This is a genomic window from Prevotella sp. khp1, assembly GCF_900102205.1.
Taxonomy (GTDB): Bacteria; Bacteroidota; Bacteroidia; order Bacteroidales; family Bacteroidaceae; genus Prevotella; species Prevotella ruminicola.
Map to the genome: position 1 here is coordinate 684,289 of NZ_FNJZ01000002.1, position 23,043 is coordinate 707,331.

Annotated in this window: 14 protein-coding genes and 1 tRNA gene; 3 read left to right on the forward strand and 12 right to left on the reverse strand. The window is 49.2% G+C overall.

Annotated features, from left to right (window positions below; all coding sequences use genetic code 11):
• Positions 1 to 160 precede the first annotated feature (160 nt).
• From BLR73_RS08615 to BLR73_RS08635, 5 genes are all read right to left on the reverse strand, one after another.
• Positions 161 to 2,326, reverse strand: a complete 2,166-nt coding sequence (locus BLR73_RS08615; RefSeq protein ID WP_073044845.1) for a substrate-binding domain-containing protein — start codon at positions 2,324 to 2,326, stop codon at positions 161 to 163.
• Positions 2,327 to 2,409: 83 nt separating this feature from the next.
• Positions 2,410 to 4,017, reverse strand: coding sequence for a glycoside hydrolase family 32 protein (locus BLR73_RS08620; protein WP_073044847.1), 1,608 nt, complete (start codon positions 4,015 to 4,017; stop codon positions 2,410 to 2,412).
• Between the two features lie 12 nt (positions 4,018 to 4,029).
• Positions 4,030 to 5,418, reverse strand: a complete 1,389-nt coding sequence (locus BLR73_RS08625; RefSeq protein WP_013063522.1) for a DUF4960 domain-containing protein — start codon at positions 5,416 to 5,418, stop codon at positions 4,030 to 4,032.
• A gap of 38 nt (positions 5,419 to 5,456) precedes the next feature.
• Complete coding sequence (locus tag BLR73_RS08630; RefSeq protein WP_081372905.1) at positions 5,457 to 7,208, reverse strand: RagB/SusD family nutrient uptake outer membrane protein; 1,752 nt, start codon at positions 7,206 to 7,208, stop codon at positions 5,457 to 5,459.
• Between the two features lie 36 nt (positions 7,209 to 7,244).
• Entirely contained in the window at positions 7,245 to 10,355 is a 3,111-nt protein-coding gene (locus tag BLR73_RS08635; RefSeq protein ID WP_073044849.1) for a SusC/RagA family TonB-linked outer membrane protein, read from the reverse strand.
• A 271-nt stretch (positions 10,356 to 10,626) separates the two neighbouring features.
• Between BLR73_RS08635 and BLR73_RS08640 the strand changes: the two genes are divergently transcribed.
• Positions 10,627 to 12,135, forward strand: coding sequence for an AraC family transcriptional regulator (locus BLR73_RS08640; RefSeq protein WP_176763654.1), 1,509 nt, complete (start codon positions 10,627 to 10,629; stop codon positions 12,133 to 12,135).
• Between the two features lie 77 nt (positions 12,136 to 12,212).
• The gene (gene upp / locus BLR73_RS08645) at positions 12,213 to 12,869 is read left to right on the forward strand and encodes a uracil phosphoribosyltransferase (RefSeq protein ID WP_033150812.1); all 657 of its coding nucleotides are present in this window, start codon (positions 12,213 to 12,215) and stop codon (positions 12,867 to 12,869) included.
• A 121-nt stretch (positions 12,870 to 12,990) separates the two neighbouring features.
• On the opposite strand, the gene BLR73_RS08650 is transcribed toward upp, so the two are convergent.
• The 7 genes from BLR73_RS08650 to murF all read right to left on the reverse strand — a co-directional run bounded on the left by BLR73_RS08650 (position 12,991) and on the right by murF (position 22,153).
• Positions 12,991 to 14,496, reverse strand: a complete 1,506-nt coding sequence (locus tag BLR73_RS08650; RefSeq protein ID WP_033150751.1) for an SLC13 family permease — start codon at positions 14,494 to 14,496, stop codon at positions 12,991 to 12,993.
• Between the two features lie 187 nt (positions 14,497 to 14,683).
• Positions 14,684 to 15,691, reverse strand: a complete 1,008-nt coding sequence (locus BLR73_RS08655) for a 2-oxoacid:ferredoxin oxidoreductase subunit beta (protein WP_091861084.1) — start codon at positions 15,689 to 15,691, stop codon at positions 14,684 to 14,686.
• Positions 15,692 to 15,694: 3 nt separating this feature from the next.
• Positions 15,695 to 17,539 (reverse strand): 2-oxoacid:acceptor oxidoreductase subunit alpha, encoded by a 1,845-nt coding sequence (locus tag BLR73_RS08660; protein ID WP_091861313.1) that lies wholly within the window; start codon positions 17,537 to 17,539, stop codon positions 15,695 to 15,697.
• Between the two features lie 167 nt (positions 17,540 to 17,706).
• Positions 17,707 to 17,779: transfer RNA gene (locus BLR73_RS08665), tRNA-Pro, on the reverse strand.
• A gap of 90 nt (positions 17,780 to 17,869) precedes the next feature.
• A complete protein-coding gene (locus tag BLR73_RS08670) occupies positions 17,870 to 19,924 on the reverse strand; it encodes a hypothetical protein (protein ID WP_143010913.1) in 2,055 nt (684 codons plus the stop codon).
• Entirely contained in the window at positions 19,902 to 20,741 is an 840-nt protein-coding gene (locus BLR73_RS08675) for a hypothetical protein (protein WP_091861091.1), read from the reverse strand. Before BLR73_RS08675 ends, BLR73_RS08670 begins: the two co-directional genes overlap by 23 nt.
• Before the next feature lie 80 nt (positions 20,742 to 20,821).
• A complete protein-coding gene (murF, locus tag BLR73_RS08680; RefSeq protein WP_091861095.1) occupies positions 20,822 to 22,153 on the reverse strand; it encodes a UDP-N-acetylmuramoyl-tripeptide--D-alanyl-D-alanine ligase in 1,332 nt (443 codons plus the stop codon).
• Positions 22,154 to 22,240: 87 nt separating this feature from the next.
• Between murF and folP the strand changes: the two genes are divergently transcribed.
• The gene (gene folP, locus BLR73_RS08685; protein ID WP_091861098.1) at positions 22,241 to 23,041 is read left to right on the forward strand and encodes a dihydropteroate synthase; all 801 of its coding nucleotides are present in this window, start codon (positions 22,241 to 22,243) and stop codon (positions 23,039 to 23,041) included.
• Positions 23,042 to 23,043 lie beyond the last annotated feature (2 nt).

Consider the following 23,043-nt stretch of genomic DNA (forward strand, 5'->3'; position numbering starts at 1 on the left):
TAGTACTCTGTGAATTAAAATATTTGTCGCAAAAGTACTAACAAAAGCGGCTTGAACCTTTAAAAAAACGTTCAAACCGCCATAAAAAATGTTGCATGTATCAATATTGCGATGCTTTTTATAATATTTGTTATCGTTGCGTTTTCAAGTGTATTTTAGGCTATTCTCTTAATTCCATCGGCAATTTGCCGAACTGCTTCTTGAAACAATTCGAGAAGTAGCTCGACGAACTGAAACCTACCTCGTATGCTATTTCAGCTATTGTCTTGGTTGTGGTGTTCAGTAGTATCTTGCCTTTCTGTAGTCGCATCTGTCGTAGCAGTTCTACTGGTGAGAGGCCTGTCAGTGTCTTCACCTTGCGGTACAGCTGCACACGACTGATGCCCAACTGCTCGCCCAGCTCGTCCATCTTTAGGTTGGGATTGGCCATGCTCTGGTTGATGGCTTCCTTCAGTTGGTTCATAAACAGTTTGTCCTGTGTTGTCAGCTTTACATCTGCTGGTGCTTTCTCTAGTTTGTCGTCAAACAGGTTGCGCAGTTTTCTTCTCGATGACAGCAGATTGTAGATGCGGCTCACCAGCAACTCGGCGCTGAAGGGCTTGGTGAGGTAGGCATCAGCACCACTCTCATAGCCTTCCATCTGTTGGTGCTCTTCGCTGCGGGCCGTCAGCAGGATTACTGGTATGTGGCTGGTGATTAAATCTTCTTTCAGCTGTTTACAGAGTTGCAGACCGTCCATCACTGGCATCATCACGTCGCTTACTATTAGGTCGGGCACGCTCTCACGGGCCAGTTTGAGTCCGCTCTGTCCGTCGCTGGCCTCCAACACGTAGAATCTGTCGGCTAGCAGCGTGCGCAGATAGCGGCGCATGTCATCGTTGTCCTCCACAATCAGTATATTGGGCAGTTCTTCAGCATCTGTCTGATTCAGCATGTTGAGATGCGATTCGTGGACAATGTCTTTCGATCCCGCCAGGCTCTTTTCGTCGGGCACACTATTATCGCTGACGGTGTTTTGAACTTCACGTCGGAAGTTTAGTACATCCGACACCAGCGACTCCAGTTGCGAAACATTGCGGTCAACTATCTCCAGCAGTTCTTTATCTCTGTCTTTGAGCGTGTTTCGCTTCAACAACTGCTTCAGTGGCCCTGTGATGAGCGTCAATGGTGTCTTCAGCTGGTGGCTGGCATTGGTATAGAATTGTGTCTGTTCCTTGTTGAGCGCTTTCTGTTTGCGATGTGCCTTACGTATCTGCTTTACTGCAAGCCATGTAATCGCGATGGCCACCACCAGCAGCACGATGGCAAACACGCTGGCCCAGATAATCTTGCTCTGCACATGGTAGAGCCCGAAGTAGTTGTCTAGTTTCTCTTGTATCACCACCAGGTCTTCGTTCTGGTGCATCAACTCTGTGGCATAGCGGGATATCATGTCCACATTTTGGGGCGTGATTATCAGACTGTTCAGGTAGTTGATGCGTTCGTAAGGTTTCCTGTTCAGGATGTCGAGAGCTAGCCGCACGATTTCTTCACCGTGGGTGGGGTAGACGCAGGTGCCGGCCAGCCAGCCTTTCTGCACATATTTTATGCCTTCGATGGGCAGTCCGTCAACGCCTATCACCTTAATCTTGTTTTCAAGTCGTGCCTCAACGGTAGCGCGGTGGGCACCCAGAGCCATGAAATCGCTGTGGCAGAATACTACATCGGGTATACGTCCTGCTTCTATTTCTTTCTTCAGAATGTCATGAGTGTTGTTGTCGTCCCAGTTGCCTATGATGTAGTGATAGTTCGCGTCTTGGTGCTGCTTCATTACACGCTCAAAACCTTGGTGGCGCTCGCGTGCTGGCGATGTGTTTTGCAGGGCGGCAATCTCCAGTACGTTGTGTCCCTCCGATTCAGCCGCCAGCTGTACAGCATAGTTTGCTGCCATCTCGCCTATGGCCACATTGCTGCCGCCAATAAAGGCTGTGTAGTCGTTGCTCTCCACCATGCGATCGAAGAGCACTATGGGGATGCCCTTGTCCTTAGCACGCTTCAGGGCTGGGGCTATCTTATAGTCGTTGGGGGCTACTACCAGCAGGTCGATACCGCTGGCCACCAGACTATCTATCTGTCGTATCTGGTCGTCCGACTGGTCGTAGCAGTCTACGATTTCCACTTTCACGTCCTGGTCGAAGAGGTGCTGTGCAGCCAGCATCTCATTGTTCACCTTTGAGCGCCACAAGCCTATTGAACATTGCGATACACCTATTTTGTAGACATGGTCTGGCTTAGAGCATGCTGTCAGCAAGACCATGAGCATCAAAAAAGCCGTTATCTTTTTCATCTTTTACACATTTAATGCTGCAAATATAGCACTTTTTTTGTGAAAGATGAAAAAGATAACAGCTTTTTTTAGGATACTATTGATTATTGCTGTGTAACCTTTACATCACTGACGGTGATTGACCCGCCGTAGTTGTTGATACTCCAGCAGTTCTTTTGGATACCATAGATGCGCTGGGTATAGCATACTGTGTCGTTGATATACATGACAATCACGCTATTGTCGGTGTAGATATCAATATTGTAAGTGTTGTCGGCAGGACGATAGAATCCATAGCCGTCGGCAGCCTCGATGAATCCTTTACCTTCTTCGCCTTCCTGCTCAAAGTTCACTTTGCGGTCATTCTCTCCTTCAGGATTAATAACCATGGTGTAGTACTTCTTTGAGTCGATGCCGCGTACAAACGAGATGCCAAACTTGTCCCAATTGTTCGAAGTCTGCACAGTAAATGAGATGTGGTTGCACTCACCTAGGCGGTTGTAGAGTACGTATGCTCCATCGCCACTCAGTGTCCCATTGTTGTAACCATTTGATTCCATCACAGTTGTGTTAACTGTTTGATTGTATTTTGCTGCCATAGCTGGCACGGCACCCAGCGACAGTGTACCGTCGTTGTGCTGGATAATCTTGTGGCATACCAGTGCACCGCTCCAGTTTGGCTCGTTGCCATCACCGGCACCTACGTTGACGTTCTTTTCATGGATGTCGGCACCAGAACGGAAGGGACACCACCCCCAGATGTAGCGGTCGGTTCCGTTTGAGGCTGTCTTGGCAGCATAGAAAGCACGTGTGCTGAGTTTGCCCTCGCGCCACAGTGGACCGTCGGCAGGCCACTTTGGGCCATCGTTGAAACAGTTCTTCAACTCATCGTAGGTCTTGGCCATCATATATTTCACCACACGGCTCCATGAAGCACGGAAACTCTCACTGTAAACCAGATACCAGTAATCACCCATCTTAAAAATGTCGGGACACTCAAGCATACGGTCCCAGATCATCTTGAAGCGTCCTACATGCTCCCAGTTCTTCAGGTCGCTCGACTTGAACTCTGCAAAACAGGGGTCGCCACCACCATTGGGATAGGTAGAGATAACCATGTGGTAGAGGTTGTCGTCGGCTACGAAAATCTGTGGGTCGCGGAAGTCATTGCTTGAGTAACCGAAGTCAGGACCATTCAGTGCCCAAAGCTCATCCTTAGTCCATGTCTTGAAGTCGGTAGATGTAGCTCGCATAACAACTTCGCGGTTTTTGCAGTTGCCGTTATGACCAGTATAATAGATGTAATATGTGCCGTCCTTCTCATAGGCGCAACCTGTTCCTAAGGCAGCATCTTGCTGGTAGTCGTTGGCTCCGAATGGAATCAGCTCGCCCATCGACTCGTAGTTGGCACCATCCTTGGTAGAAACAGCCCAAATGGGGTGGAAGCGATAGGGCATGTTGTTAGTAAACTCCTGCAGGTAGAGTACCTTGAAGTCGCCAGCCTTCTGATCGTAGAATGGCATAGGGTCGCCTACGCGTCCCACTGAAGGTGTGTAATAGGTGCCAAAGCCGGCAGCATCAGTCGAAGCGAAGAATGTGGTTGTGCCGTTCCAGTCCTTAGCGGGGTCGCCGCTGAACTCGTCATCGCTGCACGCCGTCAGCGCAGAGGCTGACAGCATGAGTGCGAATACTGAATATATCATTGTCTTCATAACTTTCTGTTTTTATTTTGTTAGATAATCAAATGCGTTGAGCATAATCTTGCCCATGTTTTCGTGATAGATCGACTCGTATGGAGTAGGAGAGTTCCAGTCGTAGAGGCCTGAGCCCAGACAGATGATACCACCCTTGCCAAATTCGCCGTTAGCACTCTTCAACTCCCAGGCGTTCACGCTGTTGTCGCCAGTCAGTGCGCGTCCACCAGTCTTGGCCTCGAATGCATCCTTACCATCCTGATAGGTATCCCAGAATCCGTACTGTGATGTGGTGTTACAGATGGTGTAGCCATTGTCGAGTGTGTAGATGGCGTTTTCAGGTGCTCCTGGATAGGTGGTGAGTCCTTTCCATAGTGGGTGAGCAGCGTCGTAGGCCCATGTATGCCAAGGATCGTCGCCCATCAGGTCGGAGCCTTCGCCGCCTCCGCCGCCCCAAACATTGTTTGGATAAGCGTCCTCAGGCATAGCACCCAGTGCAATAGCATAGTTCACAGCGCTACGTCCCAGTACGAATGCGCCACCCTTCTGCCAGTATTCCTTCATCTTAGCCAGTGCTGTCATAGCGCCCTGCTCAGCCTCAGCAAATCCGTTGTAATTGCCATACGATGAGCAATGACGGTGGAAGAATATCAGCTTACACTTCTCGAGCGAGATGTTACCGCCAGCTACGTCGCTCCACGATGCGTAGGCAGCGCTTGCGATGTTACCAGTGAGCCACTTGGCAGCGGCCTTCTCCTCATCGTTCAGCAGTTCGATGTTCTCAGCATCGCCAACAAACAGTGCGATAGGATCCTCAATCAGTGTTACGTAAACCGTATAAACTGTGGTAGCAGTATTATCGTTGAGTGTAATCTGGAATGGCTCAGTGAAGTTGCCCTTAGTGCCGCTTGCTGGACTACATGTGGCATCCTCGCTGCATTCAACCTCGAATGTTGCATTGCTCAGGTCGATACCGCTGTTAGCCATCACGCTTACTGTGATAGTCTTGTCTTGCTGGTTGATGGCACCTTTCACACCCTCAAGGATAAAGAGCGACATCAGAGCCTCGTCATTTCTTACGCTTACCTGATAGTCCATCACCAAGTCGCCATTGCTGATGTGAAGATTGCGATCGGCATCAAAGTTGATGTGGTCACCTACCTTCATATTGGTCTGTGCACCAGCTGATACGGTCAGACTGGTTATCTCCATATCACCCTTCTGGGCGAAATCTACGGGCACTTTTACTTTTACCAGTCGCTTCTCTGTGTTGATGGTACCTTCGTATTGTCCGTTCAGGACAAACTTCTCAACCAAGCATGAACCGCTCACGTCGATGCTGCCTGTATGATCATCGTTACAAGCGGTGAGCCCGCATACGATGCATATTGCGCAGATAATGCTATATATTGTTTTCATAACTCTTAAATCTAATTTTTTTAATCTTAACTTGATTCTTACCACTGTCCACAGTTCTGGGTGTAGTGTCCGTTAGATGCAGCCATCTGTTCGAATGGTACGGGTAGGTACTCATTCTTGTTGGCAGTAAACTGCGATCCGCTCAGGAAGTTCATCTTCTCACTCTCTGTAGAGTAGTACTTGTTAAGTACTGTAGCCGCATCGCCCCAGCGTACCAGGTCGAAGAAACGCTCACTCTCCATAGCCAACTCCAGTCGGCGTTCCATCTTAATGATCTTCATGGCCTCGTCCTTGCTGTAACTGCCGCTGTACTTACCTACTGCATAGTGTACACCATACTTATTAGGATAGTTAGATACAACACTGCTTGTAATCATGCCTGCAGCACGCTCACGAACCTGATTAACCAGTGCAATAGCCTCAGATGTCTGCCCTAACTGTGCCTGAGCCTCAGCGCGCATCAATAGTACGTCGGCATAGCGAAGAACGATGCGGTTCATCGAACTTGCCCACTGCGAGTCGCACAGATATAGATAGCTGTCTGTCAGCGCAGGATCAACATTCTGCTTCAGCGATACAAAGTATCCGAATGTGCCACCTGAGCGGCTCCAAGCATTGCTCTCTGCAATCATAAAGCTTGTATTGAACATATAAGGGGTACCTGGTACGCCTACTGTTACAAACAATCTTGGATCTACAGTCTGTGCTGAACCTACGGTGTATTCAGTATCAGCAAAAGTATCGAGCATGGGCAGACCGTCGCTGTTGGTACGATAAGCACTTACCAGATTATGTGATGGCTTGTAGAAATCGCAACCAGAGTCGTGAACCTTAGGGATACATGGTACAATCAGACGGTATGAGAAGTTCAGGTTACCATATACGGTACCATCGTTTCTTGAGTACTGGATGGCCCAGATACTCTCCTTGCCGTTCTCATACTGCTCCTCAGGGCGGAAATTATTGTGCAGGTCGGGCTCCAGACCATAGCCGGCAGCAGTGTAGATGGATGGATTGGTGTATTCTACCACCTTCTGTAGGTCGGCATCGCTGATAGATGTCACCTGATTGCTGTTGGCATCATCCTGATGATAAGCCTTATAGAGATAAACCTTAGCCAGGAATGCGGCACATGCAGCCTTTGTGGGGCGTCCCTTGTCGGCCTGGGTAACAGGCAGTACGGCGTAAGCATCCTCCAGATCGTTGATAATCTGCTGCCAGCCCTCGTCGTTGGTGTATTCCGTGTTCGAAAGGTTGTTGTAGTCCTCTTCCGTCATGTTGGGCTTGTTCACGAATGGAATCTTCTTGAACAGGCGCTTCAGCTGGAAGTGTCCGTAAGCACGCAGGAACTTCATCTCGGCAGTACGCTGCTTGATGGTGGCGTTCTCCTGATCGGCGCTGGCCAGAATGTCGAGCGACAGACTTACGCGGCTCAGATAATTGTAGAAACGTGTCCAAATCGAGCTGAAAGGCCAGTCGGTAGTCATCACGCCAGTGCTCTTTTCCAAGCGGTGGAATGGTTCACCATCAGAGAAGTCTGAACCGCCAACGTATGCGTCGTCGCTTCGTGTGTCGTAGTTCCAGAGTGAGAAAGATGCGTTCATATCCTCAATCGAAACCAGTCCGGCGTATGCTGATATCAGCACATTGTCTATATATTCTGGGTTCTTCACCTCGTCCTGTGTCAGTGTGGCCTGTGGTACCTGCTCTTCCAGGAAGTTGGAGCAGCTCATGAAACCACAGATGACGCAGATTGCGCAGATTGATCTATATATTGTTTTCATAATCATCAATTTTCAATTATCAATTTTCATTTATCAATTCAATTAGAATCCTACGTTCACACCAAATGTAAGGTTGAGAGGTATAGGATAGTTGAATCCAGGGTTCTCAGGATCGGCACCAGTAAACTTGCCGCTCTTGATGGTAATGAGATTCTGAGCCGAGGCATATACACGGATGCGGTCCATGTGTAGTTTCTCTGTAACCTTCTTTGGCAGGTTGTAGCCCAGCTGTATGGTGCGCAGCTTGGCATACGAACCGTTCTCAATGTAGTAAGATGATACACGACCCTCGTTGTTGGTATCCGATGTGGTGAGGGCAGGGATATTGCTGCCAGGATTAGCTGGACTCCAAGCGTCGAGTGCACGCTTACCCTTGTTCAGATAAGGAACGTTGATGGCAGAGTTTGCCCAGAAGTCGGTCTGCGACTTGTAGCCGCGACAGTCTACATCAACACCCTGTACGCCCTGCCAGAACATGGTCATATCCCAGTCCTTGTACTGCAGGTAGATGTTCAGACCCCAAGTGAAGTCGGGTGTTGGGTCATATATCCAGTCCTGATCGGCCTCTGTGATGATGCCATCGCCGTTAAGATCCTTATAACGGATTCGGCCCAGTCCTGCACCTTCCTGTGTGGCATGATTGTCAATCTCCTCCTGACTCTTGAAGATGCCGTCGTAGATGTAGCCAACCTGTGAAAACATAGGATGACCTACAACACTCTTCACGCCGTTACCACCATACTTACCGTTGGCAGCTACTGTCTCAGGCAGTTTTGTAATCTCATTCACATACTTACTGATGTTTCCGTTGATATCCCACGAAAAACCGTTCTCCAACTGGTGGCGATAGCCAATGCTCAGTTCCCAACCGTTGTTCTTAACCTCGCCGGCATTGATCCACTGACCAGATCCTTCACCCATAGCAGCGATACCTTCCATGAAGAGCAGAATGTCGGTGGTCTTCTTGTTGAACCAGTCGAAACTACCGTAGATTTCGTTTCGCAGGATAGCGAAATCAATACCTATATTATGCTGTGTGGTGGTTTCCCACTTGATGTCGTCGTTACCGCGCTGATTGCGTACATAACCGTTAGCCAGGTCGTAACCACCGTTCTTACCGCTGATGTCGTATGAAGAACCAGCCTGACCGCTGCCCCAGAGTCCAGTAGATACTACCGACTTGTAGAGGGTGTATCGTGAAGTGTTTGAGATTTCTTGGTTACCAGTCTGTCCCCAAGAGTAGCGCAACTTCAGATTGTCGAGCCAGCTCTTTGTCTTAGCCATAAACTTCTCTTCTGAGATGCGCCAACCGGCTGATACTGATGGGAAAGTACCATACTGGTTGTTGCTACCGAATCGGCTCGAACCGTCGCGACGAATGGTGACAGATGCCAGATACTTGTCGTCGTAGGTGTAGTTCACTTTACCGAAGAATGACAGAAGACTGAATCCTTCGCCTGAACCTTCGGCTAACTGCTTGCCTGCACCAGCACTTGGCCACATATAGTCGGTGTTCAGAATAGCCAGTTCATAGCGCTTGGCACTATTCCACTTATAGTCCTGACGGTTCACCTCTGTACCAATCATGGCATCGCCGCGATGCTTGCCGATTTCAAGATTATAGGTAGCAATGGCGTTCCACATCCAGCGCATCCAGTGTTCCTGCTTGCTTTCAACAGCGCTATCGGTACGCTTAACCTTACCATTTTCGATAGGGTAGGTAAAGAAGCGCTGCTCCTTCTGTGTATAGTCCATACCCAGTGTGGTGCGAACCATAAAGTTCTTGAATGGGGTGATGCTCAGGTGCACATCGCCGAATGAGCGCCACTGTGTGTATTCGTTGTCCTTGTTATTATCAATCATGCTCAGAGGGTTCTCGCGCTCAGAGTAGGCACCCAGTGCCTGAGCATATTTACCGTTCTCTGCCCATATAGGGAAGTTAGGGTTAAACTCAAGTGCGTGCTCCAGCACTCCGCCAGGAGCGTCATTGCCCTTGGTACGGTTCATGGTGAAGTTCTCACCAATCACTACCTTGCCATCGAACAGCTTATAGTCTGCATTAGCACGAGCCGACAGACGGTTGAAGTTACTCTTCTTAATGGTACCCTGGTTGTCGTAGTAGCCAATGCTGAAGAATGAACTGCCCTTCTCCGAGCCGTTGCTTACCGAGAGGTTGTACTGCTGTACCACGCCTGTGCGCGTAATCTCATCGAACCAGTCTGTATCACCTGCACGTACACTGGCGTTCTCGTCCAGATACATGTTCATAGTCATATTATTCAGCACAGGATTACCTTTGGCGTCGTAGCTCCAGTCGTAGTTATAACCCAGATTATTGTTGCTTGGGTTCACACCATCGTTCACGCAAGCCTGCCAGTATGCGCGTCCCCACTCGCTGGCGTTCATGGTCTCAATCTTATTAGTATAGAACGAGGTGGCCACACTGCCGTCGAAGTTCACCTTTACCTTGCCGTCCTTACCCTTCTTGGTGGTGATGATGATCACACCGTTGGCGGCGCGGCTACCATAGATACTGGCAGAAGCTGCATCCTTAAGCACCTGGATGCTCTCGATATCGTTACCGTTCAACTCATGCATACCAGCCTTTGTGGGCACACCGTCGATGATGTAAAGTGGATCGTTGTCGTTCAGGGTTCCTACACCACGGATACGGACCGTTGCAGCACCCGAAGGATTACCATCGGCTGTGATATTCATGCCTGGTACACGACCCTGCAGTGCCTTCATTGGGTTGTTCTCGTTCTGCTTGGCAATCTCGTCTACGCTTACGGTCGAGATGGCACCCGTCAGATCGGCCTTGCGCTGGGTGGTATAACCTGTTACCACAACCTCCTTCAGAAGTTCGCTGTCGTCTTTCATAGTTACCTTCATACCTTGTTTCGCAGGTACCTCTTGTGTCTGGTAGCCGATGTACGAGATAACCAGAGTGGCATTCTCGTTCACTTTGATGGTGAAGGCTCCATCGAAATCGGTTACTGTACCGTTCGTGGTCCCCTTCTCCTTTACTGTAGCACCGATGACAGCTTCGCCTGTAGCATCTATCACCGTACCACTGATCTCTGTCTGTGCATACATCATTGTACTTACGAGCAAGAGAGCAAAACACAGAAAACGTTTCTTTAGTCTTTCCATTGTTGCTTGTTTTAATTGTTAGTACTCAAATCTGATTTTAAATCCTGCACAAAATTACTAATGTATTGTGCGTGCAGCGTCAAAATTTCGTTCATTGCGTCCTATTTTTGTTTCAATGTAACATTTTTGCTAATTTATGAACGATTATTCTTATTATCTCTTGCAAATATACAAAAAAATATCAATTTGTTTTCGTGTTTCGCGATTATTTCGTATATTTGCCTGCATAAAACAGAGATCAATGATGAGAAACTCTTTCATTTCTATTTTAATGTTTACGGCCATTCTGTTCATGGGATGCAAACAAGCCGAGCCTAAATATATAATAGGTGTATCGCAATGCTCTGAGGATATCTGGCGCGATTGGCAGAACGCCGAGATGAGAATGGAGGCCAACTTTCATGAGGGTGTAGAACTGCGCTTTACCGCTGCTCACGACGATTCTGAACTTCAGAGTAAACAGATAGACAGTCTGGTGGAAAGTGGTATCAATCTGCTGATTGTGGCTCCCAACCAGCTCTCGACGGTGTCGCCTGCTATCGACCGTGCCTACGATAAGGGCATCCCCGTTATCGTGTTCGAACGTAAAACCGACTCGCGAAAATATTCTGCCTTTGTGAGTGCTGATAACTACGAGATGGGACACCTGATGGGTGAATACATCGCTACCCAACTTGGTGGTAAGGGGCAGATAATGGAAGTGAAAGGACTGAAAGGTTCATCGCCTGCCGAGGAGCGTTATAATGGCTTCCATGTGGCTTTGGCAGCCTATCCTGATATTAAGGTGGTGGCTGAGTTACAAGGCGACTGGACTGAGCCAACGGCTTATCAGGCCGTTAAGAACTGGAAGGGCGATATGAACAGTATCGATCTGGTTTTCGGACATAACGATCGTTCTGCTATTGGGGCCCGTAAGGCCTTCGAAGAACGAGGCGCCAAACTGCCCATGTTCTGTGGTATCGATGCCTTGCCAGGACCTGATGGTGGTATCCAACAGGTGCGCGATTCGCTCCTCGATGCCTCGTATATCTATCCTACACATGGCGACCAACTGCTACAACTGGCCCTCGACATCCTCGATGGCAAAGAATATCCAAGAGAAACCTTGTTTACCTCGGCTTTGGTAACCCGCGATAATGCTACGGTGCTGTTACTCGAAAGCGACGAAGTGGTGCGCCAGGCGCATAATCTGATTAAACTTCAGAAAAAAGCCGCCAGCTATCTTGAACAACTGTCAACACAGCGCACCATCTCGTTGCTGGCACTCGTCTTGTTGGCATTGCTGGTACTTATATTAGTACTCTTTATTCTCTATCATCGTTCCAGAGAGTCGGCCCAGCGCGAGCGTATTGTCAATAACCTGTGGAACATGAAGGCACCAGCTGAGTCGGTAAGGCCTGCCGATCAACAGTCTGCGGCTGCACAGCCCGTCGTTCAACCCGAAGATGAGGCTGCTGAATCGGCCAAGGAGCCGCTATTCATTGTGCGCTTCAAGGATGTGGTCGAGGCCCGTCTCTCCGATAGTGATCTGACTATTGATGATTTGGCAGCTGCCATGAACCTGAGTCGTGTACAGCTGTACCGTAAAGTTAAGGCCATCTCTGGTTCGTCGCCTGTCGAGCTGTTGCGTTCTGCCCGATTGAATCGCGGCTATCAGTTACTGGTAAAAGGCGATAAGACCATCGCCGAGGTTGCCTACGATGTTGGTTTCACCGCCCCCAGCTATTTTACCAAGTGTTTCAAGGATGAATTTGGAATCAGTCCTTCCGATCTGTCCTAACTCAGCATGTTTTTCCCATTAAAACTTGTCACTGTCATTTTAAATTTGTACTTTTGCCGCAAAAATGTAAGTATATGATTGAAGTAGTAGATTTTAGCAAAACCAATTCGGTTATCAATTTGTACATGTCGGAGCTGAGAGACAAGAACTACCAGAAGAACCGTCTGTTGTTCCGTCATAATATCAAGCGTGTGGGCGAGATGATGGCCTACGAGTTGTCGAAAACTCTGGAGTATCGTCCCAAGACTATTACAACACCATTGGGCACTATCGATATCCAGCTGCCAAAGGAAGACCTGCTGATTGCCACTGTGCTGCGTGCAGGACTGCCTTTCCACGAGGGTTTTATCAATGTGTTCGATCATGCCGACAATGCTTTCGTATCGGCTTATCGTATGTACACCAACCGTGAGCATACCGAGGTGGGCGTGCATACCGAGTATCTGGCTGCACCAAGTGCAAAGGGTAAAACTCTGGTAATTGTAGATCCTATGCTGGCAACAGGCGGCTCGATGGCTGCCAGTATCGAGGCTTTGGTAAAGACAGGCAAACCCAAGAAGATTCACGTGGCTTGTGTGATTGCTGTACCCGAGGGACTTGAGGTTGTGAAAAGTGCGCTTCCCGATGGCTCTACCATCTGGTGTGCCGCCATCGACCCAGGCATGAACGAGCATAAGTATATCGTTCCTGGCTTCGGTGACTGTGGCGACCTGTGCTACGGCGAGAAACTGTAGTTTTTTTATAGGCACGGATTACACAGCTTTTTTTTATAAAAAGACACGGCTTTAGCATCGCAACTAAAGCCGTGTCTTAAATTTTATTTAAGCCGTGTAATCCGTGCCTAAAAATCTAGAATTAAATCAAGTGGAGTGTTCCCATCAGGTAAACCAGACCGAAGCCTAATACCATAGAGATGATACCCATTACAATACCCATCTTTGCCATATCATTCTGCTTCACATAGCCTGTAGCAAATGCCAGAGCATTTGGTGGGGTAGAGATAGGCAGAATCATGGCCGATGAGGCTGCGATGGCTACACCGATCAGTACGGTTGGTGTACCGCCGATAGGAGCCAGCTTGTCGCCCATGGCACCACAAACGATAGCCAGGATAGGCATCAACAGTGCTGCTGTGGCCGAGTTAGAGATGAAGTTACTGAGCAGGTAGCAGATAGCACCTCCCATCAACAGGATGAGCAGTGGTGAGAACTCGCCGAAGGGGATGCTCTCAACAGCGTTAGCTGCCAGTCCCGAAGCGTTCAGACCGTAACCCAGTGCGAAACCACCGGCCACCATCCAGATCACACTCCAGTTAATCTGCTCCAGGTCACGCTTGGTAATCACACCTGTCAGGGCGAACACCATAAAGGGAATCATAGCCACAGTATATGAGTTGATACCAGTAACACGGTCGAGCAACCAGAGAGCTACGGTAACAAAGAAGGTGATGATAACCACTTTAGAGTGGAAACCCTTCTTCATACCACCCTCGATGTTCAGCTCAATCGTCTTCTGTGTGAATGGGAATGCCTTGAGCAGGATGCGCCAGCTGATGAACAGCAGCAGGATAACAAGTGGGAACATGAACATCATCCACTGACCAAAGCCCAGACCCATATTCAAACCTTCAGGATCGTTCAGGTATTTCAGGGCGATGGTGTTTGGAGGTGTACCGATAGGGGTACCCATACCACCCAGGTTGGCAGCTACAGGGATACTCATGGCCAGGGCTACACGACCCTTACCCTCGGGAGGCAGCTGGTGGAACACAGGTGTGAGGAATGTCAGCATCATGGCAGCTGTAGCTGTGTTAGATACGAACATCGAGAACAAACCGGTGATGAGCAGGAATCCTAAGAGCACCATCTCGCTGCGTGTGCCGAAAGGCTTCAGCAGCACCTTGGCCAACTGGGCATCGAGACCGGTCTTGGTGGCAGCAATAGCCAGCACAAATCCACCGATAAACAGCATAATCACTGGGTCGGCGAAGGTGGCCATCACACCTTTGTAACTAAGCAACTTACCTACTTCTTCTTCGTTCACCATGGGTAGGATACCACTGTCTGTGCAGAATAGAAGCATCAACACAATGATGGCTACCGAAGTGGCCCACGAGCTGACAACCTCGAAAACCCACATGAGTGTAGCAAACGCGAAGATAGCGATGATGCGCTGCTGAATGACGGTAAGGTTCTGGATGCCATACCATTCGGCAGGCATATTCCAAAGTAACAGAGTAATGAGAGCTACAAGTGCAATCTTAATAGCTCGTTTGGTACCATCGGCAGGATAGTACTTACGATTGTGACGCATTTTGTGATACGCCTCAACAAGATGAAATCCTTCGTAAATGTGAAACATATGTTATAAGTTATTATTTAATATTTGGTTTTAAGTAAAAATCGAGCGCAAAGATAATCATTTATTGAGAAATTAGTTTTATAGTTGAGAGAAAAAACGATAAATGAGTGTATTTTTACACAAAAATCATCCCCACGACGATTTGCCATGGGGATGATTGATATGTGGAGTTTGCAAAACTCGCGGGTTATTCTACAGTCCAGATGTCGTTGGTCTCGAGCAGCTCTTCAAAGTTGTGATACTTCTTCTGAGCAGCCACCTCGGCCAGCTGTGCATGCACAGCATCATTATAGGTAGGAGCCTCAACATCACGAATCACACCAAGGGCGATGGGAAATCCATCCTCGGGTGTCATCATGGCGAGTTTCAGCTGCAGAGTGTTGTCCTCGCAGTGAGCGTCGTGTACCAGTACGTCGTCGATGGTGTAGCCATCCTTGCCTATCTCAACTACCTTCAGTCCGAAGCCCTGCTGTACCAGTCCGAACTCGTTGTTCTCGCCGAATACCAACTTCTCACCGTGCTTTACATAGATGGCGTTCTTCTTACGACCCTCGTTGTTGTAAACCACATCGTGGCAATGGTCGTTGAAGATTACGCAGTTCTGCAGAACCTCTGTTACGCTGGCACCCTTGTGCTCGTAAGCAGCCTTCAGAACCTCAACAGTACCCTTGGCATCGGTAGCCACGCAACGGGCAAAGAAGTGACCGCGGGCACCGAAGCAAAGCTCGGCAGGACGGAAAGGATCCTCTACGGTACCGTAAGGGCTCGACTTAGATACGAAGCCACGGGGTGAGGTAGGAGAGTACTGACCCTTGGTAAGACCGTAGATACGGTTGTTGAGCAGAATCATGTTCAGGTCGATGTTACGACGGTTGGCGTGAATAAAGTGGTTACCACCGATAGCCAGTCCGTCACCATCACCTGATACCTGCCATACAGTCAGGTTGGGGTTAGCTACCTTGGCACCGGTAGCGATGGCAGCGGCACGACCGTGGATGGTGTTCATGCCGTAGGTAGCCATATAGTGTGGCAGACGGCTTGAACAGCCGATACCAGAGATGACTGCTACGTTCTCGGGAGCTACGCCAATCTCGGCCATAGCCTTATGGAGTGAAGCCAGGAAGAAGTGGTCGCCGCAACCAGGGCACCAACGAGGCTGGCCTTTCTTAAAATCTTGTGCTGTATAACTCATAATAGTTTACTTCTTTAAAATGTCCTCGAATGCGTTCACTAACTCTTCTACTACGAAAGGCTGACCCTTAACCTGATTGAACTGGTAAGGTACGAAGCCGTCAACCTTCATGCGGAGGTAAGCAGCCAGCTGACCCATGTTCTGCTCGGCTACTACCACCTTCTTATATTTAGTAAGAACGGCAGCAGTGTTCTTTGGCAGTGGGTTCAGATACTTGAACTGAGCCTGAGCTACCTTGTAGCCCTTAGCCTTCAGCTCATCCATAGCTGAGTGCAGGTGACCGTAGGTGGAACCGAAGCCAACAATCAGCAGGTCGGCATCGGCGTCGCCGTCAACTTCAAGGTCGGGCACCTGGATATTGTCAATCTTCTGCTGGCGCAGACGAGTCATCAGATCGTGGTTCTCAGGGTTGGTAGAGATAGCGCCTGTGTTAGAGTCCTTCTCCAGTCCACCCAGGATATGAGCAAAGCCCTCGCGACCAGGAACAGCCCAGTAGCGGGTTCCGTTCTCGGCACGCATGTATGGTGTCCACTTACCCTTCAGCTCCTCAGGAACATAAGGAGGATTGATGGCATCGAGCTTAGCCATCTCGGGCAGCTTAAAGGCACCAGAACCATTAGCGATATAAGCATCGGTAAGCAGTACTACAGGTGTCATATGCTCCAAAGCTATCTTGGCAGCCTGGTAAGCGGCGTCGAAACAGTCGGCAGGACTGGTGGCTGCCATCACGGGCATGGGGCTCTCACCGTTACGTCCGAACAGAGCCTGCAGCAGGTCGGTCTGCTCACTCTTGGTTGGCAGACCAGTAGCAGGACCACCACGCTGTACGTCGAGTACTACGAGTGGCAACTCCATAATCACAGCCAGGTTCATGGCCTCGCTCTTCAAGCAAACACCAGGACCAGAGGTTGAGGTAACACCCAGTGCACCGGCGAACGAAGCACCGAGAGCCGAGGCACAGCCCGAAATCTCATCCTCGCACTGTACGGTGATGACACCGCACGACTTGTGCTTACTGAGCTCGTGCAGTACGTCGGTGGCAGGGGTGATAGGATAAGAACCTAAGTAAAGGCGCAGACCAGCCTTCTCGGCAGCAGCGATGAAGCCGTAAGCGGTAGCCTTGTTACCGGTGATATCCATATAGCGTCCAGGAGTCTTCTCCTTGGTTTCCACGCGATAAACATTGATAGCGCTTGAGTGTGTGTTGTGACCGTAGTCCCAACCGGCCTGAATCACCTTGATGTTAGCCTCGGCGATAGCAGGTTTCTTGGCAAACTTTTCACGCAGGAAGTTAGCTACGAGGTTCAGGTCGCGATCGAAGAGCCAGCAAACCAATCCGAGCGCGAACATGTTTCTACATTTCAGCATAGCCTTGTTGTCCATACCGCTGTCGGCCAGACAATCCTTAACCATGGTAGTGAGAGGGCACTGGATCACACGGTCGGGGTCGATACCCATCTCGCCGAGGTAATCCTCGGTAGCAAACTGGGCCTTCTCCAGATCCTTAGGACCGAATGAGTCTGTGTCGATGATAATCGTTGCACCGGGCTTGGCGTAACGATACTGTGTCTTTAGCGCGGCTGCATTCATGGCTACGAGCACGTCGCACTTGTCACCAGGGGTGTAAACTTTACCAGCACCGATGTGTACCTGGAAACCTGATACACCAGTGAGCGAACCTTGCGGGGCGCGGATGTCGGCTGGATAGTCGGGGAATGTTGAAATGCCGTTACCAACGGTGGCACTGACCGTAGAGAAGATGTTTCCAGCAAGCTGCATGCCGTCGCCGGAGTCACCAGAGAAGCGTACAACCACTTGGTCAAGCTCCTTCACTTCCAATGTTTCTGCCATAATATTCAGTTTTGTTTCTAACGTTTCTAACTTACGGGGTGCAAATTTATTCAATTTTAGCGGAATATCCAAGGAAAAACGCAAAAAAATGCATTTATGGACGAAAATTTATACATAAAGCCATAAAAAAGGTGGCCGTTTTACACAGTCACCTCTCTTGCTCTAGGTCGGGATGAGGCGACTCGAACGCCCGACCCCTACGTCCCGAACGTAGTGCGCTACCAACTGCGCTACATCCCGATTTTGCGGGTGATTCCGAAGAATCGCCTGCAAAGGTACATCTATTTTTTGAAATACGTGCACGAAAAGGGATAATTTTTACTAAATCCCTTATTTATGCTTACTGTAGTATTGACGGAACTGGTCGTACTCATCGCACTTGGTAATGTACGCTGGTTTGTTGGTCATATTCTCAACCATATTGTACAGATTCTGGAAGGCGCGGAACTGCCACGATTCGCGGTTATACTGCCTGATATAGTCGGCTGCCTGCTCGTTCCATTCATTGCTGGTCCACAGCTTGGCACCTGGTGTGGCGTTATAGAGTTCCTGCCATCCCAGGGCAAACATAGCTTTCATCTTCAGGTTCTTATCCTTTGTCATGGTTGTCTTCTGCAACAGCTCCGCAGCTTTAGCGCCAAAGTCAATCTCGTTTACACGTACCGAGTCGTAGATGTTCTTCGAGCTGCGGAGCAGCCACCAGCAGTCGCCCTTCAAACTGGCTTGGGCATAGCGTACGGCCAGGTCGTAATAACGCTGGTCGAGAGCTTTGTCTTGCAATAGGTTCAGCGAACTTTCCATGGTCTGCATCTCCTTACAGAATTCGAGTTTGATGTTTTTGTTCCACTTCTGCTCGCGCTTGTAGGCATTGCTGCTATCAAGCCACTGGCGTGTTAGCCAAGGTTCAACATCGTACTTGCGTGCTGTAGAATAATAAAGGTACTCTTGACTGTGGTGATAGTTATAGTATTTCAGGGGCAGTTTGCTGAGCCACTCGATGGCTTTGTCCCATTTGGCTAAGCGCATGTACTTGGTGCCGATGAGCTCGATGTACGATGAATCGTTGATCTGGAACTGGCGCTGCAGGAACTGGTCGAAGGGCTTGTCGCCTGGTGCCTTGGTGTAATAGAAAAACTTCTCCAGGTCGGCCACAGGCATGGTTTCCATACGCTCTATGTAATCGGTGTTGTTGGTGATAATCATCAGCGCCAACTGCTGCTCGGGTTTGTTCTGATAGTGGGGCACGATAGCCTGATACGAGATTCGTCGCAATGCACTGTCAAAGAATCCGTCGGCTGTTTGCTGTTTAGACTGCAGCCATGTCAGCTCTTCGGTAAAATACGTGTCAAAACTGTCGCTGGGTTTAGCTGTGGCGGTAGTCATGAAGAACTTCAACACGCGGGCATTATCCTTCATACGCTGGGTACCTTCCATTTGCATGGCGGTGTTGATATCTTTCAGGGCTTCCTGTTTCTTGCCTGCCAGGTATTCGAGCCAGGCCTTCGCACTCTGCCACATAATGGGTGTTTCGGTTTTACCTTCGCGTACCACTTTCTGACAGAACTGCTGCATCTGAGCCGACTCCTGCTGGTTAATGTCGCGGATAAAGAGCTTACCGCCCAAAGCTCCTTCGGTCTTGGCATCTTCAGCTTCCTGAGCATTGTTTACAAAGTCCTGCAACAGGAATGGCAGCACCTTGGCATTGGGGTTCTGCTGGTATTGCTGACTGATGGCCTGGAACGAGCGTTTCTTATAATAGATGGTCATCAAACTCTCGTAGTCGTCCATCTCGGCAAACATCTCGCCAGCTTCGGCTGTGCGACCGCTCTTATACAGGGCACCGGCATAGATGTTCTTCATCATATCCTTATATACGGTCTCGATGAACTTGCTGGCTGTTTGCTCCCAGAAGTTAATGTTGTCCTGATGGCGACCCAATAACATGTTGCAGCGCATATAGAGTAAGGCATGCTGCGAGCGCAGTTTGGTCTTGGTTTTGCCAATGGCATAGGTGCGTACCGTTTGCAGGTCGCGTTTCTGGGCGTTTATGTCCTGAGGAGTGGGGTAGTTCCACTCGTATTGCTTGCGCTGTTCAATATCTACGCAGTTCAGGTATTTCTTCAGGTTCTGTAGGTAGCTCACCATCAGGACATCGCCTTTCTTTCGGGCGGCCTTGATGGCATCGTCGGCATTAAACCAGAAGTACTCCTCGGTAGATCCGAGATAGGCTTTCCAGTTGTCGTTGCAGATACGCTCCACACGGTTCTTAAAGTTCTTCTGTTCGTACATGCTGAACAGATAGGAATTGGTGGTGTCCCACCACAAGCATGCCATCATGGGCATGGCGAGTACACATAAAAGGCTAATGATGATAAATCTCTTCATAGGTCTCGGTCTTATATCTGTTAATGTTATCTGTTTCCAAATGATAGGTAATGACAGCCTTGCTTAGGCTGGGGCGCTCTTTTTCTAAGGTTTTCTTTACTTTCAATATCTCGGCCGCCTCAACGGTATGCTCTATCCTTACGTTCTGTATGTTGCGTATCCATTGGTAAACTGGGTAGGCAGCAGCAAGGGGTAACTGATACTGGGCCAGCTTGTTAAGGTATGGATACACATCGCGATAGTCGAGAATGGGATTTCGTTCCTGCCACTTACGTGGATCGCCCGTGTTGTAAACCATCAGCACACCATAATCCACAGGCGGCACGGGCATTGATAGCTGGTGCAGTCGGATGGTAGTTGACAATTGATAGTGGATAGTTGACAGTTGTGATTTGATGGTTTCGAGGAACAGATAATAGGTGGCGCGACTTTTTGAGGTGTAATCGCAGTCAATCTGTATCTCGTGAACGTTGCCGATGTGGTTGGTCTCGTTCATCTGCATAATGCGTTTCACCAGTTTTTCGGCCAGGTCCTTGTGGGGCTTGTGCATACAGTCCTCGGTAATATAAACGGTGGGTATGAGCTCGATGCCGGCTGGAAATGTATCAGTAAAAGCGATGGTGGCATTGGGCTTGGGCTCAGTACCATCATCGCTCATCACTACATCAAAATATCTGCAATATACCTTATTAATATGGTGTTGCTTTAAGAAGGCACGCTCGGTAGAATCGAGATGCAAGTCGGTGCACCAGTAGTACACACCATTACTCTGCTCAAGGCTCTCGTCTTGATATCTCTGCTTTCCGCAACTAATCATTAGCAACCCTAGCAGGCAAGTCCACACAATGTAACCTTTGAAACTCAATGTTCAATGTTCCATGGTCAATGTTCAATGCTTTACAGTAGTTCGGGCAGTTGATAGAGCTTTGTGCTGTTTGAACCCTTGATAAGAATGTAATGGCCTGTTGGCTGTTCGGCAGCGATGGCGGCTTTTACCTCCTCTACATCCTTAAACTTACGGAAGTCGCACTGGGTGTCCTCGAACTCTTCGCCTACCAACCATACAGTCTTGATATCCGATGTTTTCAGGTAGTCAACCACATGCTGGTGCTCCTCGGCCGATACCTCGCCGAGTTCACGCATGGCACCAAGGATGGCCATCTTGTTGTCGGCCTGCATAATCTTGAAGTTCTCGAGGGCAGCCTGCATTGATGAGGGGTTGGCATTATAGGCATCTACTATCAGATGGTTCTTCTCGGTAACGGTCATCTGACTGCGGTTGTTGGATGGCTCGTAGGCTTCGAGGGCGGCTACAATCTTTTTGCGATCTACACCAAAGTTGATACCTACGGCGATGGCTGCCAGCAGGTTGTCGATGTTATACGATCCAATCAGCTTGGTCTGTACCTTGTGCCACTTGGTGCTGCGACCTTCTTCTTCGAGTACCATCAAAGGCTCGCGCCAACGGAACTTCAGGAATGGGTTGCACTCCAATACCTCGCCGCTGATGCACGAGTACTGGTTGTCGGGATCGGTAGAGTAGGGTGATAACCACATCTCCTCGTCGTCGCTAATCTGATCTATCAGGTGCTCGTTGTCGGCATTGATAAAGATAAGGCTGTCCTCGCGACTGCGCAGGAAATCGTAAAGTTCGCATTTGGTTTTAATCACACTTTCGAACGAGCCGAAGCCCTGCAAGTGGGCACGACCAACGTTGGTAATCAGTCCGCAAGTAGGTTCAGCGGTCTCAGCCAGCGTCTTGATGTCGCCAGGGTGACTGGCACCCATCTCAATCACGGCTATTTCGTGCTCCTTGTTCAAACGGAACAGCGTCTTGGGTACACCTACATCATTGTTAAAGTTACCCTGGGTGTAGAGCACATTGTATTTCTGTGAGAGCACAGCGGCAATAAGCTCCTTGGTGGTGGTCTTGCCGTTGGTGCCTGTGATACCGATTACGGGGATATCGAACTGGCGGCGATGCTCGCGGGCCAGGTCCTTGAAAGTCTGCAGACAGTTGTCAACCTTGATGATGCGGGGATCGTTGGCCACGTCTTCATCTACGATGGCATAAGCACAGCCTTTTTCGAGTGCCTGCAAGGCGAACTTATTACCATTAAACGACTCACCTTTCAGTGCCAGAAAGATGCTTCCTTCGGGGCAGTCACGACTATCGGTTGTGATGCACGGATGCTGCTCATACAGCTTGTATAGTTCCTTAATATCCATAAACTTCGTTATTTTTGGTGCAAAGATAGTGAAAATTCTTAATTCAGGATTCTTAATCCAAAAAAAATGTGTATCTTTGTGGGCGATATGAACGAAACGATTCAAATTCGAGGCAAATTAGTGGATCTCAGCACCCCGCAGGTGATGGGAATCCTGAACGTTACGCCCGACTCTTTTTATGCAGGGAGCCGAGTGCAGACTGAGGCTGAAATTGTGCAGCGTTGTCATCAGATTATCGAAGAAGGTGCCAGCATGATTGATGTGGGTGGCTATTCTACCCGTCCTGGTGGCACCGAGGTGTCGGAGGCCGAGGAGATGGAGCGCCTGCGTTTTGGTTTGAAGATTATCCGTCGTGAGTTGCCCGATGCCATTATTTCGGTAGATACGTTCCGTCCCGATGTGGCCCATATGACGGTTGAGGAGTTTGGTGCCGATATCATTAACGATGTGAGCGAAGGCAACGAGACCATGTACCGGTTAGTGTCGCGCTTACGCGTACCTTATATATTAATGTCGCAGCAGCCCACGCTGAAAAGCATGCTGATGTCGTTTGCCCGACAGGTACAGCAGTTGCGTGATTGTGGTGCTTGCGATATCATTCTTGATCCTGGTTTTGGTTTCGGTAAGACGCTGGAGCAGAATTACGAGATTATGAACCAGATGGAGCGTCTGCACGTGATGGAACTGCCCCTGTTGGTAGGCATCTCGCGTAAGTCGATGATTTTTAAACTCTTGGGTACTACGCCTATGGAGTCGCTCAATGGTACTACGGTGCTTAACACCATCTCGCTCATGAAGGGGGCTCACATCCTCCGAGTGCATGATGTACGTCAGGCCGTAGAATGCGTAAAAATGGTGCAATCGTTAAATAGTCAAATCGCAAAATAAAC